Genomic DNA, 13,454 nt, shown 5'->3' with positions numbered 1-13,454 from the left:
TTTCGACATTGCCAACCCGTAAGCACCGCGCCGAAACAGGAGTAAAAACAACATCATGACCGCCCCAAGCGAACAGACAGTCCTCAAGCAATCGATCGCGGCCACCGTCGTCGTCGGGGTGACGGGCGTGATCTTCGGTCTGCTTTCGGGCTCGGTTTCCATCGTCTTCGACGGCGTCTTCTCGGCCGTCGATGCCTCCATGACCGTGCTTGCACTCGGCGTGACCCAACTGATCCCGAAGCAGAGCAAGCGGTTCCAGATGGGCTTCTGGCACATCGAGCCCATGGTGCTGCTCTTCAATGCCGGGCTGCTGACGCTGCTTTCCTTCTACGCGATGGTCAACGCCGTCGGGTCGCTCTTGTCGGGTGGCAACCATCTCGCCTTCGACTGGGCGATTGCCTATGCCGCCGTCGTCGTGGTGATCTGCCTCGTCATGTTTTTCTACATTCGCCGGGCAAACCGGCCGATCGGCTCAGAGTTCCTGGCGCTCGACGTGCGTGCCTGGGCGATGTCCGGTGCGATCACCTCGGCCCTGCTCGTCGCCTTCGTGATCGCCGCGGCGTTGAAGGGTACGGCTTACGAACATTGGACGCCCTATGTCGACCCGGCGATCCTGATCGTGCTGACGCTCTGCCTTATCCCGCTGCCGATCCGCACGGTCTTCCAGGCATTGAAGGAGATCTTCCTGGTTGCGCCTGCCGAACTCGACGAGCGCGTGCGTCAGGCGGCGGCAAATGCGGTCGCGCGCCACGGCTTTGCCGACTATCGCACCTATGTCGCCAAGGTCGGGCGCTCCAAGACGATCGAGGTCTATCTTATCGGAACGCCGGAAACCAAGGTCGGCACCCTCGCCGAACTCGACCGGATCCGCGCCGAGGTCGGCGAGGAGATCGGCGATCCCGGCCACGACCGCTGGCTGACGATCGCCTTTACCGGCGAAGCGCGCTGGGCTGAGTAATCTTCCCCCGTCAGGAAAGCTCGATCCGCCTGTTGATGCCGATCGCCTCCAGGAAGGCGTGGTCGTGGCTGACGACGAGTAGCGCGCCGTCATAGGCTCTGAGACCCGCCTCGACCGCCTCGACGGATTCGATATCCAGATGGTTGGTCGGCTCGTCTAGGATCAAGAGCTGCGGTGGGCTGCTGCCGCCGAGCACGCAGGCAAGCCCTGCACGCAGCATCTGGCCGCCGCTGAGGCTTGAAACGACCTGCAAGGCCGCATCCGCGCGGAACATGAAACGGGCGAGCGCCGCGCGGCAGTCGTTCTCGCTGGCGTCAGGATTAAGTTGCCGGAAATTGTCACGGATCGAAAGACGGGGATCGATCAGGCTCACCTGCTGGTCGAGCACGGCGTATTCGACCAGGACATGCACATTGCCGGACCATGGCTTGAGATCACCGGTCAACAGCGACAGCAGCGTCGTCTTGCCCGAGCCGTTGCGGCCGGTGAGTGCCACGCGCTCCGGGCCGACGATCGAGAGCGACAGCCGGTCGATCACTGGCGTTCGCGGCTGATAACCCGCAGTGACGGCATCGACCTGCAGCACGCTTCGGCCGGCGGGCAGGCCGGTCGAAGGCAGGCGGACGGTCAGCGGCTGCAGGATTTCGATGCGTTCGCGTGCCTCAGCGAGATCGCCGATCGCCCGATCTCGGCTGCGCTCGGCAAGACGGGCATTGTCGCCGCCCGTCCTCTCGCTGCGCTCCTTCCTCGCATCAAGCAGCAGCAGCGGCTCGTCCCCCTTGGCGCGCTTACGGCGGCCTGCCGCGTCCTTGCGCGCCTTGCGCTCAGCTATCTCTTGCGTTTTTCGCTGGACCTCGGCCAGACGGCGCTCCGCGTCGGCGAGATCGTGACGGGCCGATGCGAGCTCGATTGCCTTGCGCTCGCGGTAGTGGCTCCAGTTGCCGCCATAGGTCGTGGCGCCGAGCGACGTCAGCTCGACGATCGCGTCCATCGTCTCCAGGAGTTCGCGATCATGGCTGACGACGATGGCGCCGCCGCGCCAGCCCGCCATCAACGCGGCAACGGCAGCCCGCCCCTCGCGGTCGAGATTGTTGGTGGGCTCGTCGAGCAGGATGAAATCCGGCTCCTGGAAGACGAGGGCGGCAAGCTTCACGCGGGTCATCTGCCCGCCGGAAAGTGCTGCAAGGGGCGTCCCAGCCGACGCCTCCAGACCGACGCGCGCAAGTGCTGCCTCCAGCCGGGATTCGAGCATCCAGTCGGCCGCGGCAAGCTCGTCCATGCTGGCCAGCCCTTCTTCCGCACGCTTGAGGACGCCAAGCGCATCGCGGATGCCAAACAGGTCGGCGACGGTTTCATCGTCCGCGACCTGGACGGTCTGGCTGAGCATGCCGAGGCTGCCGACGACGGTGACCTTGCCGGCCTGCGGCGCGAGCGCGCCTTCGATCAGGCGCAGCAGCGTGGATTTGCCAACGCCGTTGCGGCCGACAAGGCCGGTACGAACAGGACCAAAGGTCAGGTCGAGATTGGAAAAGAGGCTTCGGCCCTCAGGCGTGGACCACGAAAGTTGGGAGAGTGAAATCGAAGCAGGCATGGATACGATTTTCCCTGATGGCAAGACGGTTCGGCTTGGCGGTCAGGGTGAAATCCATCGATGCGTGTATCCTGTTCAAATTTCTATCGCGGCAATAGATAGCATCGAATGCGCCCGTTTCAAGGCGGGACATTTGATTGCGGCGCGGCGGTAAGCGGAGGATCAGGCGAGACTGCGCCGCGCCTGGTCATCGCCGAAAGTCAGTCCGGAGGCGCGCACGCTTCGGTTTCGGCCGTGGTTCTTGGCGTCGAGAAGAGCGGCGTCAGCCCGCGTCAGCAGGGTGGCGACGGGCCCGTCGTCCGGAGCCGAGGCAATGCCGACCGAGACTGCAACTGTGCCCAGAATCCGGCCGCGATGCGACAGCGGGGTGGTGCCGATCCGGGTCCTCAGCCGCTCGGCAAGCTCGAAGCCTGCCGCCTCGCCTGCTTCCGGCAGCAACACCGTAAGTTCCTCTCCGCCGAAGCGGTAGGCGCTGCCGGCATCGGCCACCGTATTGCATGACGACGTCGCCGGCATCGTGGCCGAACTCATTGTTGAAGCGCTTGAAATGGTCGATATCGATCATCAGGCAGGTGAGTGGCTTGCCGCCCTGCCCGCGCGGCTCACGGTTCAGCGCCTCGTCGAGGCAGCGCCGGTGAGCAGGCCCGTCAGCGCGTCGCGCACCGCCAGATTGGTGAGCTTCTCGCGCAGTTGAAGATTGGCGACGGCAAGCCCGATGTTTTCGGCGATCAATTCGAGATAGAGGCGCGACGCTTCGACTGCGAATGTTTCGTCAGAGCGCTCCTCGAAATAGAGGAGACCAATGGTATCGCCCTGGGCTGTCAGCGGCACGCAGAGACCGACCGCGCCATCGTCGTCGAGATGCTGGCAGGCGATATCGCTATGACCGCGATTGCTGACATGCGGCCGGCCGCGGCGAAGTCCCCAGCAGGCGCTGGACGGGAAGGATGGCGCAGAATGCTGCGGATCGAACCAACTGCCGACGCGGGTCAAGAGCGTCCGGCTGTCGTTCAGCACGTAGAGATGGCCGGCAAGATTGGGAAAGACCTGCGGCGCGAAGCGGGCCACGACCTCGGCCAGTTCGTCCTGGCTCTGGCAGGCCTGCAGTCGGTGCATCATCTGCAGGATCAGGTCCTTGGTTTGCTGGTCCAGGCGCCGCTCCGCATCGAGCCGATCACGCTCGATACCGTTTTCCCGAAAGATGTGGATCGCCTTGTTCATCTCGCCGATCTCGTCGCGGCGCCGGTCGAGCGGCACTTCCACAGCGTAGTCCTGCTCGGCGAGACGTGTGACGATGCCGCTCATGCGGGTGAGCGGCATGGCGACGCGGCGCTTGAGAATGAAATAGAGCACGCTCAGGAAGAGGGCAGCGGTGATGCCAAGCATCGACTTGGCCGCGATGGCGAACCAGTCGCTGCGCGCCTGTGCCTCGTTGAGCGCCCCGCCTGTGCGAGCATTGGTCAAGTCTCGAAACCGTGCGACCGTGTCGAGAAGCGCTGTCTGCAGCCGCTCGTGCTCCGGGCCGAATAGCTTCTCCTGGGCGGTCGTGCGATCGCCCTTCTGATAGGCCTCGATGGCGGCAAGCTCGATCTTGTCGAGTGCCTCTGCCTCGCGCATCGTCGCCTGAAGGGCTGCGATCTCGCCCTGGGACGCGCCGAAACTCGTGGCCGTCTTGATCGCCTCTTCGCGCTTGCGCTCCTCTTCCTCCGCGCGATGGAAGGCTTCGAGGTGACGCTCGTCGCCGCGCATGACGTAAAGGCGCGCCTCGTCGGTCCGTACTTCCGCTCCGAGCACAAGTTCTTCGCCAAGCGTATCGAGGGCAAGATGCTGTTCGACCGCCCGCCTCTCCTCGAGAGCGCTATTCGTCGACAGGATGAAGGCCGCGCCCGAAAGTGCCGTCAGAAGAACGGTGACGCCATAGGCCCAGTTGGTGATCGCATTTATTCGCATGAGAAGAGCTTACCCTGCGCGGATTGAAAGCGGATTAATCGCATTCCCTGGCTTCGGCAACAGGCCCGGAGCATGTTGACGCGGGCGGCACGGCTTTTGTTCCATTGCGCGCCACGGGCGGGAACAATCGGCGGTGATGTCCCGGGGGGCTAGCATAGCGAAACGCCGTATCGCACGGATGTCAGCACAGGCAACCTCCTCCGGTGGGACACGTTGCGCCCAGCGGATCGCTCAAGTAGGTTCGATCTCGAAGGCACTGGTGAGGCCAGCCGCTGGAATATTGTGTATCGCGTAGGACCCGGCAGCCCATGCCGGGCAAGAGGACGGCCGAAAGGCCGGGTGGAAATGACACTGTCGGGTAAGCGTATTCTCCTGATCATCTCCGGCGGCATCGCGGCCTATAAGAGCCTTGATCTCATCCGACGTTTGCGGGAACGCGGGGCGAGCGTGCGGCCGGTGATGACGGCCGGCGCGCAGCAGTTCGTGACCCCGCTTGCCGTCGGCGCGCTTTCGGCCTCGCATGTCTATCTCGATCTCTTTTCACGCGAGGACGAGCAGGATGTCGGCCACATCCGACTGGCGCGCGAGTGCGACCTGATCGTCGTTGCGCCGGCGACCGCCGACCTGATGGCCAAGATGGCGAACGGCCATGCGGACGACCTCGCCTCCACCATCCTGCTCGCGACCGACCGGCCGGTGCTGATCGCTCCCGCGATGAACCCGAAGATGTGGGCGCATCCGGCAACGCGCCGCAACCGGGCGACGCTCGCCAAGGACGGCATCCGCTTCATTGGCCCCGAAGCCGGCGAGATGGCGGAAAGCGGCGAGGCCGGGGAAGGCCGCATGAGCGAGCCGCTTTCGATCGTGGCCGCCGTCGAGGATCTTCTCGGCGGCGCCGCGAAGCCGCTTGCCGGGCGCAGCGTGATCGTAACCTCAGGGCCGACGCATGAGCCGATCGACCCAGTGCGTTACATCGCCAACCGTTCCTCCGGCAAGCAAGGCCACGCGATCGCCGCCGCGCTGGCAAAGCTCGGCGCTAATGTCACACTCGTCTCCGGCCCGGTGACGATCCCGGATCCCGCCGGCGTCAAGGTCGTGCACGTGGAGCGGGCCGAGGAAATGCGCGACGCGGTGCTAACCGCCCTGCCCGCCGATGTCGCCGTGATGGTTGCCGCCGTTGCCGACTGGCGGGTAGCCAGCGCTGCCGGCAACAAGATCAAGAAGAAGCCGGGCGAGGCCCCGCCGCCGCTGCAGCTTGCCGAAAACCCCGATATCCTGAAGACCGTCGGCCATCATGCCAAGCGGCCGAAGCTCGTGATCGGCTTTGCCGCCGAGACCGAAAACGTCGCCGACAACGGCCGCGCCAAGCTCGAGCGCAAGGGCGCCGATTTCATCCTCGCCAACGACGTTTCGCCGGCAACCGGCATCATGGGCGGCGACCGCAACAAGGTGAAGCTGATCTCGGCCACCGGCAACGACGACTGGCCGGAGATGGACAAGGACGCGGTTGCGGAAAAGCTGGCCGTGATGATTGCCGAGCAACTGGCGCGGATCGACAAGGGCTAGCTCCGAATTACCGATGCCCCTCACCCTAGCCCTCTCCCCGCAAGCGGGGCGAGGGGACGTGCCCTGCGTGAACGAAGCGTTCGCAGCAAGCAGATAGATTCGGGAGAGTGCGGCATGTCCCTTCTCCCCGCCTGCGGGGAGAAGGTGGCGGCAGCCGGATGAGGGGCCACCTGCCATCGACCATCAAGATACTGCGCCTCAAGCCATCTGACGTGTCTTCACCGGCGTCCCCTGCGTCGAAAACAGCCGGACATCGACACCATTCTCACCGACGATGACCGCCGTGCCGTCCGGGATCTCCACCCAGGCGCTGTCGTCGTCGTTGAGCGGCTCGGAAACGAGGCAATAGCCGCCGCTCGGGCCCATGGGTGCCGCGTAGAGCGTCGGCGCCTTCCAGTCGGAGGCATAACGCACGGCGTAGAGATCCTGGCCGTCGGAAAAGGCGGCGGTGAAGCGGACCAGCACCTGGCGTTCGAGATGTTCGGCAAGCTGCTCGACGAAGGCGAGTGCCTCGGCGATCGCGCCGAGCGGATCGCGGTCGAGCCCGAACTGCATGGCGAGCAGGAACAGAAGCTCGGAGTCGGTCGTGCCGGTGCGGGCCGAATAGAGGTCGTTGTCGAGCATGCTCTCCATTGGCCGGCGCAGATGCTCGAAGTCGCCGATCTGGCCGTTGTGCATGAACGACCAGCGGCCGAAGACGAAGGGATGGCAGTTGTCGCGCCTTGTGCCACCGCCGGTCGCGGCGCGCACATGGGCAAGGAAGAGCGGCGAGCGGATCTGGCGAGCAATGCTCTTCAAGTTGCAGTCCGACCAGGCGGGCAGGATATCGCGGTAGCGCCCCGGCTCCGGGTGATCGCCATACCAGGCGATGCCGAAGCCGTCGCCATTGGTGACCGTCTTCGCCCGCGTCGCGCAATGGGACTGTTCGATCAGCGAGTGCGCGGGAGAGGTTACCAGTTCCTCGAGATAGAGCGGGTCCCCGCGATAGGCTGCCCAGCGGCACATGCTGATTTCACTCCAGCTCCGCCCCGTAGACTCCGGAGCGATTCGTTAACCATGACGAAGTGCGATGTTCCAACGGAACATGGTAAAAATGCGTTAACACATTCCCCCTTCGTCAAGATGAGCCTGGCCGGAACGCACAGATTTGGCTGTTTCGATGGACACCGTTCCCGTATCACCGTCGTATTTCGAATAAATATTCCATATTGACAAAACATGCACAATTCATTTCATTTTAGACCGATTGCAGCGGCGCCGACCGGGAGGACTTCAACATGGCCAGCAAGCGCAAACTCGGGATCGGCCTGATCGGCACGGGCTTCATGGGCAAGGCCCATGCGCTCGGCTTCACCATTGCCGCGCGGGTCTTCGACCTGCCCTTCGAGCTCGATCTCGTTTCGGTCGCCGACGTGACCACCGAGAGCGCTGAACGGGCTCGCGGCCAACTCGGCTTCCGCAAGGCGACTGCCGACTGGCGCGAGTTGCTGACCGATCCGGATATTGACATCATCGACATCACCACGCCGAACCTCCTGCACAAGGAGATGGCGCTGGCCGCGATCGCGCATGGCAAGCATGTCTATTGCGAGAAGCCGCTGGCGCCGACCGTTGCTGAATGCTGGGAGATGGTCGGGGCGGCCGAGAAGGCCGGCGTCGTCACCCAGGTCGGCTTCAACTATCTCAAGAACCCGCTGATCTTCCTTGCCAAGGACATCATCGAAAGCGGCGAGATCGGCGAGATTCGCTCGATGCGCGGCATTCATGCGGAAGATTTCATGGCCGACGCCAGCGTTCCGTGGGGCTGGCGCCTGAACCCGGCCAGCGGCGGCGGCGCGCTTGCCGATATTGGCAGCCACATCATCGCCTCCATGCGCCACCTCGTCGGCCCGATCAAATCGGTACTGGCCGAGACCATCATCCAGATTCCGGAACGCCCGATCGCGCAGGGCTCGAGCGAGACCCGCGCCGTCGAGGTCGACGACATCACCCGCGCCTTCGTGCGCTTCGAAAACGGCGCGACCGGCAGCTTTGAGGCAAGCTGGATCGCCACGGGCCGCAAGATGCAGCACGATTTCGAGATCTACGGCTCCAAGGGCAGCATCGTCTTCACCCAGGAGCGGCTGAACGAAATCCGCCTCTACAAGACCGGCGACGACATCCGCACCCGCGGCTTCCGCACCATCTGGGCGGGACCGGAGCATCCGCCCTATGGCGCCTTCTGCGTGGCTCCCGGCCACCAGATCGGCTTCAACGACCTGAAGGCGATCGAGGTCAAGGAATTCCTCGACGCCATCGCCGGGGGCAAATCACCCTCGACCGATTTCCGCGAAGGCTTTGAGGTACAGAAGGTGCTGTCGGCGACCTATCAGTCTGCCAAGACCAATGAATGGGTGCATATCTAGAAAATGGAACGTCTGTTCTATGCCGTTCCCGGCTAATCGATTAGAGTGAGGATGCAAACGACACCGAAGACCGAGGAGACGAATAAGACATGGCCATGCCGGAAACGACGACGGAGGTCCCGCAGGATTTCGAGGCGCTGAAGGCCGCCATTCTGGAACGCAAGGCGCAGCTACCGAAACGGCTGCGCCAGGTGGCCGCCTACTCGCTCGACAATCCGGATGAGATCGCCTTCGGCACGGCGGCCAGCATCGCCACCTCGGCCGAAGTGCAGCCGTCGACGCTGGTGCGCTTCGCCCAGCATTTCGGCTTCGAGGGCTTCTCCAGCCTGCAGCAGATCTTTCGCGCGCGGCTGCGCGAGCGCACGCCCGGCTACGAGGATCGGCTGAAGGCGCTGAGCAACAACGACCATAGCAGGCTCGAAAGCGGCTCGATCTTCAACGGCTTCGTCGCCGCCGCCCACCGCTCGCTCGACAACATCGCCTCTTCGGTCGATCCGGAAGCCTTCGAGCGGGCCGTCGACATTTTGGCCAAAGCCGACACGATCTACCTGATCGCCAAGCGCCGCTCCTACCCGATCTCCAGCTACATGGCCTATGCCTTTGGCAAGCTGAAGGTGAAGTACCAGCTCGTCGGCACGGCCGCCGGCATCGACGAGGATGTGCTGGCCATGGCGACGAAGAACGATGCGGCCTTTGCCGTCAGTTTCTCACCCTATGCCTCCGAAAGCGCCGCCCAGGCGAGGCTTCTCGCCGAACGTAAGGTGCCGGTCGTGTCGCTGACGGATTCGGCCTTCTCGCCGCTCGCGGAATCCTCGAAGGTCTGGTTCGAACTGGTCGAGGCCGACCATGCCGGGTTCCGTTCGCTCTCCGCCAGCATGGCCTTCGCCATGGCGCTGACCGTCGCCATCGCCGAGAAGCGTCAGCGCCTTGCCGAAGGTGGCTAGGTCAAACGGAACTGATAGAATGAAAATTCCATATTGACGAAACGTCGGAATTTATGTTTCATACCGCCATCACCCACAGTACGAAAATGGTCGGGCCCGCCAAGGTGTCCGCGGGGAGGAAGCAGTGAGCCAGAACGTTTCGGCACAGGGAGCAAAGTCGCTCGACCTGATCACCATCGGCCGAGCCTCGGTCGATCTCTACGGCCAGCAGATCGGCACGCGGCTTGAAGACGTTTCGAGTTTCGCCAAGTCGGTCGGCGGCTGCCCCTGCAACATCTCGGTCGGCACGGCCCGCCTGGGTCTCAAGTCGGCGTTGCTGACCCGCGTCGGCGACGAACAGATGGGCCGCTTCATCCGTGAGCAGCTCATCCGTGAAGGCGTCGAGACGCGCGGCATCGTCACCGATCCGGAGCGGCTGACGGCGCTCGCCATCCTCGCGGTCGAAAACGACAAGTCCTTCCCGCTGCTCTTCTATCGCGACAACTGCGCCGACAACGCGCTCTGCGAAGACGACGTTTCGGAAGACTTTATCCGCTCGGCCCGCGCCATCCTGGTTTCCGGCACGCATTTTTCCAAGCCGAACACCGATGCGGCGCAGCGCAAGGCGATGCGCATTGCCAAGGAGAGTGGCGCCAGGATCGTCTTCGACATCGATTATCGCCCGAACCTCTGGGGCCTGGCCGGCCATGACGCCGGCGAAAGCCGCTACATCGCCTCAGATCGCGTCTCGGCGCACCTCAAGACCGTTCTTGCCGATTGCGACCTGATCGTCGGCACGGAAGAGGAAGTGCTGATCGCGTCCGGCGAAAGCGACCTCTTGCAAGCGCTGAAGACGATCCGCTCGCTTTCCAAGGCAACGATCGTACTGAAGCGCGGTCCGATGGGCTGCATCGTCTATGACGGCCCTATCTCCGACAATCTCGAAGACGGCATCGTCGGCAAGGGCTTCCCGATCGAGGTCTACAACGTGCTCGGCGCCGGCGACGCCTTCATGTCCGGCTTCCTGCGCGGCTGGCTGAAGAACGAACCGCACGCGACCTCGGCCACCTGGGCCAATGCCTGCGGCGCGTTTGCCGTCTCGCGCCTGCTCTGTGCGCCTGAAATCCCGACCTGGACCGAACTACAGTTCTTCCTCGAAAACGGCAGCAAGGAGCGGGCGCTGCGCAAGGACGAGGCGATCAACCACGTTCACTGGGCAACCACCCGTCGTCGCGACATTCCGCTTCTGATGGCGCTTGCGATCGACCATCGCAGCCAGCTCGAAGACATGGCCGCCGGAGACCAGGCGCTTCTCGCGCGCATTCCTGCCTTCAAGGTGCTGGCGGTCAAGGCAGCGGCGCAAGTCGCGGCCGGACGCTCGGGCTTCGGCATGCTGATCGACGACAAATACGGCCGCGATGCGCTTTATGCCGCCGGTGCACACCGCGATTTCTGGATCGGCAAGCCGATCGAGCTCCCGGGCTCGCGGCCGCTGCAGTTCGAATTCAGCCAGGACCTCGGCAGCCGCCTGATCGATTGGCCGGTCGATCATTGCATCAAGGTGCTCTCCTTCTACCACCCGGATGATCCGGCAGACCTCAAGGCGCAGCAGGTGGCGAAGCTCCGCTCGGCCTTCGAAGCGGCCCGCAAGGTCGGTCGCGAGATCCTGATCGAGATCATCGCCGGCAAGCATGGCAAGCTCGACGACCAGACGATTCCACGGGCGCTCAACGAGCTCTACGATGCCGGCCTCAAACCGGACTGGTGGAAGCTCGAGCCGCAGGCAAGCCGCGGCGCCTGGGCGGCGATCGACGCCGTGATCGAGGCGCGCGATCCGCTCTGCCGCGGCGTGGTGCTGCTCGGCCTCGAAGCGCCCTACGAGCAGCTCAAGGATGGATTTGCAGCCGCCCGCACCTCGAAGACGGTCAAGGGCTTCGCCGTCGGCCGCACGATCTTCGCCGATGCCGGCAAGGCCTGGCTCGGCGGCACGATGAGCGACGAGCAGGCGATCGCCGATATGGCCGGGAAGTTCAAGGCGCTGGTGGATCTCTGGCTGCAACTGGGTGAAACAAAGGCGGCATAGGATCGACGCAATCGTTGATCATGCCGCAAGTAGGGTGGAACGGGACGATTCCGCCACGAGGAGGAAACAGACAATGAGCCAGAAGACCGTGCGCCTGACCATGGCCCAGGCCGTGGCGCGGTTCCTGACCCGCCAGATGACCGTGATCGACGGCAAGAAGGTACCGATCTTCGGCGGCGTCTTCGCCATCTTCGGCCACGGCAACGTTGCCGGCGTCGGCGAAGCGCTGCATGCAATCAAGGACACGCTGCCGACCTACCGCGCTCAGAACGAACAGGGCATGGCCAATGCAGCGATCGCCTTTGCCAAGGCGAGCTTCCGCCGCCGCTTCATGGCCTGCACAACCTCGATCGGCCCCGGCGCACTCAACATGGTGACCTCGGCGGCACTCGCCCATGTCAACCGCCTGCCTGTCCTGTTCCTGCCCGGCGACGTCTTCGCCAATCGCCGCCCCGATCCGGTGCTGCAGCAGGTGGAAAGCTTCGGCGACGGCACGATCTCGGCCAATGACTGCTTCCGTCCGGTGTCGCGTTACTTCGACCGCATCACACGGCCCGAACAGATCGTGCCGGCGCTCCGCCGCGCCATGCAGGTTCTCACCGATCCGGCTGATTGCGGCCCCGTCACGCTGTCGCTCTGCCAGGACGTGCAGGCTGAAGCCTATGACTATCCGGAAAACTTCTTCGACGAGAAGGTCTGGGTGCCGCGCCGCATCGAGCCCGATCTCGACGAACTGGCAACGGCAATCGCAGCGCTGAAGCAAGCGAAGAAGCCGATCATCATCGCCGGTGGCGGCGTGCTCTATTCGGAAGCGACCAAGGAGCTCGGCGACTTTGCCGAACGGCACGGCATTCCCGTCGTCGAAACGCAGGCTGGCAAGTCGGCGCTAACGCATTCGCATTCCCTTAACATGGGCTCGGTCGGCGTCACCGGCACTTCCGCCTCCAACGCGCTCGCCGAGGACGCCGATGTGGTTCTCGCCGTCGGTTCGCGGTTGCAGGATTTCACCACCGGTTCCTGGGCGCTCTTCAAGAATGAGGGCCTCAAGATCATCGGCCTCAACGTCCAGCCGTTCGATGCCGGCAAGCACAACGGCCTGCCTCTGATTGCCGACGCCCGCGCCGGTCTCAACCGGATCTCTGGCGGTCTCGGCAGCTACAAGGCCGACCCGAGCTGGACCGCCAAGGCCAAGGCCGGCAAGGCCGAATGGCTGACGGCTGCCGACAAGGCGACCGCCACGACCAATGCGGCGCTTCCCTCCGATGCCCAGGTGATCGGCGCCGTCCAGCGCGCCCGCGGCGGCAAGAACACGACCCTCGTCTGCGCCGCCGGCGGTCTGCCGGGCGAGTTGCATAAGCTCTGGCAGGCGGAAGAGCCTGGCGGCTACCACATGGAATACGGCTTCTCGACCATGGGCTACGAGGTCGCCGGCGGCCTCGGCGTCAAGCTTGCCAAGCCCGAGAGCGATGTCATCGTCATGGTCGGCGACGGCAGCTATATGATGCTGAACTCGGAGATCGCCTCCTCGATCATGCTCGGCGCCAAGTTCACCATCGTGCTGCTCGACAATGCCGGCTACGGCTGCATCAACCGGCTGCAGATGGGCACCGGCGGCGCCAACTTCAACAATCTCTTGAAGGACACCCATCACGTCGAGCTGCCGCAGATCGACTTCGCGGCCCACGCTGCCGCGATGGGCGCCGTCACCCGCAAGGTCGGCTCGATCTCCGAGCTCGAAGCGGCCCTCAAGGAGACGGCGGGCGAGGCGCGCACGACCGTCATCGTCATCGACACCGACCCGCTGATCACCACCGAGGCCGGCGGCCACTGGTGGGATGTGGCAGTGCCCGAAGTCTCGGGCCGCAAGCAAGTCAACGAGGCGCGCGAGGGCTACGTAAAGGCGCTCACCTCCCAGCGCTTCGGCTAAGATTGCCCTTTCGGCGCCCGCGTCTTTGCCTGTCGGGCAACGTCCGGAAGG

At 64.2% G+C, this 13,454-nt stretch carries 9 protein-coding genes and 1 pseudogene; 7 read left to right on the top strand and 3 right to left on the bottom strand.

The genetic code is table 11. The annotated features are described in order from the left end of the window. Positions 1-55 precede the first annotated feature (55 nt). Positions 56-958, top strand: coding sequence for a cation diffusion facilitator family transporter (locus BLU35_RS19185; protein WP_057247966.1), 903 nt, complete (start codon positions 56-58; stop codon positions 956-958). 10 nt (positions 959-968) lie between these two features. Here BLU35_RS19185 and BLU35_RS19180 read toward each other — a convergent pair whose 3' ends face one another. Beyond that, positions 969-2,549: an ABC-F family ATP-binding cassette domain-containing protein gene (locus BLU35_RS19180; protein ID WP_093234071.1), complete on the bottom strand. Its 1,581-nt coding sequence runs from the start codon at positions 2,547-2,549 to the stop codon at positions 969-971. Here BLU35_RS19180 and BLU35_RS35675 point away from each other — a divergent pair. Then, on the top strand, positions 2,548-2,703 hold the full coding sequence (locus BLU35_RS35675; RefSeq protein WP_176907319.1) for a hypothetical protein: 156 nt from the start codon (positions 2,548-2,550) through the stop codon (positions 2,701-2,703). The genes BLU35_RS19180 and BLU35_RS35675 overlap by 2 nt on opposite strands. Before the next feature lie 8 nt (positions 2,704-2,711). Here the strand turns inward: BLU35_RS35675 and BLU35_RS19175 are convergent. Next, positions 2,712-4,499: pseudogene (locus BLU35_RS19175) on the bottom strand (sensor domain-containing diguanylate cyclase). A 345-nt stretch (positions 4,500-4,844) separates the two neighbouring features. Between BLU35_RS19175 and coaBC the strand changes: the two are divergent. Then, a complete protein-coding gene (gene coaBC, locus BLU35_RS19170) occupies positions 4,845-6,065 on the top strand; it encodes a bifunctional phosphopantothenoylcysteine decarboxylase/phosphopantothenate--cysteine ligase CoaBC (protein WP_058323689.1) in 1,221 nt (406 codons plus the stop codon). A 198-nt stretch (positions 6,066-6,263) separates the two neighbouring features. On the opposite strand, the gene BLU35_RS19160 is transcribed toward coaBC, so the two are convergent. Next, positions 6,264-7,070 (bottom strand): class II glutamine amidotransferase, encoded by an 807-nt coding sequence (locus tag BLU35_RS19160; protein ID WP_093234070.1) that lies wholly within the window; start codon positions 7,068-7,070, stop codon positions 6,264-6,266. Positions 7,071-7,342: 272 nt separating this feature from the next. Between BLU35_RS19160 and BLU35_RS19155 the strand changes: the two genes are divergently transcribed. The 4 genes from BLU35_RS19155 (at position 7,343) to iolD (ending at position 13,403) form a co-directional block, all read left to right on the top strand. Continuing rightward, positions 7,343-8,470 (top strand): Gfo/Idh/MocA family protein, encoded by a 1,128-nt coding sequence (locus BLU35_RS19155; RefSeq protein WP_058323690.1) that lies wholly within the window; start codon positions 7,343-7,345, stop codon positions 8,468-8,470. 89 nt (positions 8,471-8,559) lie between these two features. Continuing rightward, positions 8,560-9,414 carry a MurR/RpiR family transcriptional regulator gene (locus tag BLU35_RS19150; RefSeq protein WP_058323691.1) on the top strand — a complete coding sequence of 285 codons (855 nt, stop codon included), beginning with the start codon at positions 8,560-8,562 and terminating at the stop codon, positions 9,412-9,414. A gap of 124 nt (positions 9,415-9,538) precedes the next feature. Further along, the gene (locus tag BLU35_RS19145; protein WP_093234069.1) at positions 9,539-11,476 is read left to right on the top strand and encodes a bifunctional 5-dehydro-2-deoxygluconokinase/5-dehydro-2-deoxyphosphogluconate aldolase; all 1,938 of its coding nucleotides are present in this window, start codon (positions 9,539-9,541) and stop codon (positions 11,474-11,476) included. Between the two features lie 73 nt (positions 11,477-11,549). Further along, the gene (gene iolD, locus BLU35_RS19140) at positions 11,550-13,403 is read left to right on the top strand and encodes a 3D-(3,5/4)-trihydroxycyclohexane-1,2-dione acylhydrolase (decyclizing) (protein ID WP_093234068.1); all 1,854 of its coding nucleotides are present in this window, start codon (positions 11,550-11,552) and stop codon (positions 13,401-13,403) included. The last annotated feature ends 51 nt before the right edge of the window (positions 13,404-13,454 follow it).

Source organism: Sinorhizobium sp. NFACC03 (assembly GCF_900103435.1).
Lineage (GTDB): Bacteria > Pseudomonadota > Alphaproteobacteria > Rhizobiales > Rhizobiaceae > Ensifer.
The sequence above is the reverse complement of the archived record's forward strand: the minus strand, read 5'-3'. Positions and strand labels throughout refer to the sequence as shown.

Bases quoted from the DNA above. Each gene is read 5' to 3' on its own strand.
- BLU35_RS19180 (WP_093234071.1), bottom strand. From the start codon at position 2,549: ATGCCTGCTTCGATTTCACTCTCCCAACTTTCGTGGTCCACGCCTGAG.
- BLU35_RS19185 (WP_057247966.1), top strand. From the start codon at position 56: ATGACCGCCCCAAGCGAACAGACAGTCCTCAAGCAATCGATCGCGGCC.
- iolD (WP_093234068.1), top strand. From the start codon at position 11,550: ATGAGCCAGAAGACCGTGCGCCTGACCATGGCCCAGGCCGTGGCGCGG.
- coaBC (WP_058323689.1), top strand. From the start codon at position 4,845: ATGACACTGTCGGGTAAGCGTATTCTCCTGATCATCTCCGGCGGCATC.
- BLU35_RS19155 (WP_058323690.1), top strand. From the start codon at position 7,343: ATGGCCAGCAAGCGCAAACTCGGGATCGGCCTGATCGGCACGGGCTTC.
- BLU35_RS19160 (WP_093234070.1), bottom strand. From the start codon at position 7,070: ATGTGCCGCTGGGCAGCCTATCGCGGGGACCCGCTCTATCTCGAGGAA.
- BLU35_RS35675 (WP_176907319.1), top strand. From the start codon at position 2,548: ATGGATACGATTTTCCCTGATGGCAAGACGGTTCGGCTTGGCGGTCAG.
- BLU35_RS19150 (WP_058323691.1), top strand. From the start codon at position 8,560: ATGGCCATGCCGGAAACGACGACGGAGGTCCCGCAGGATTTCGAGGCG.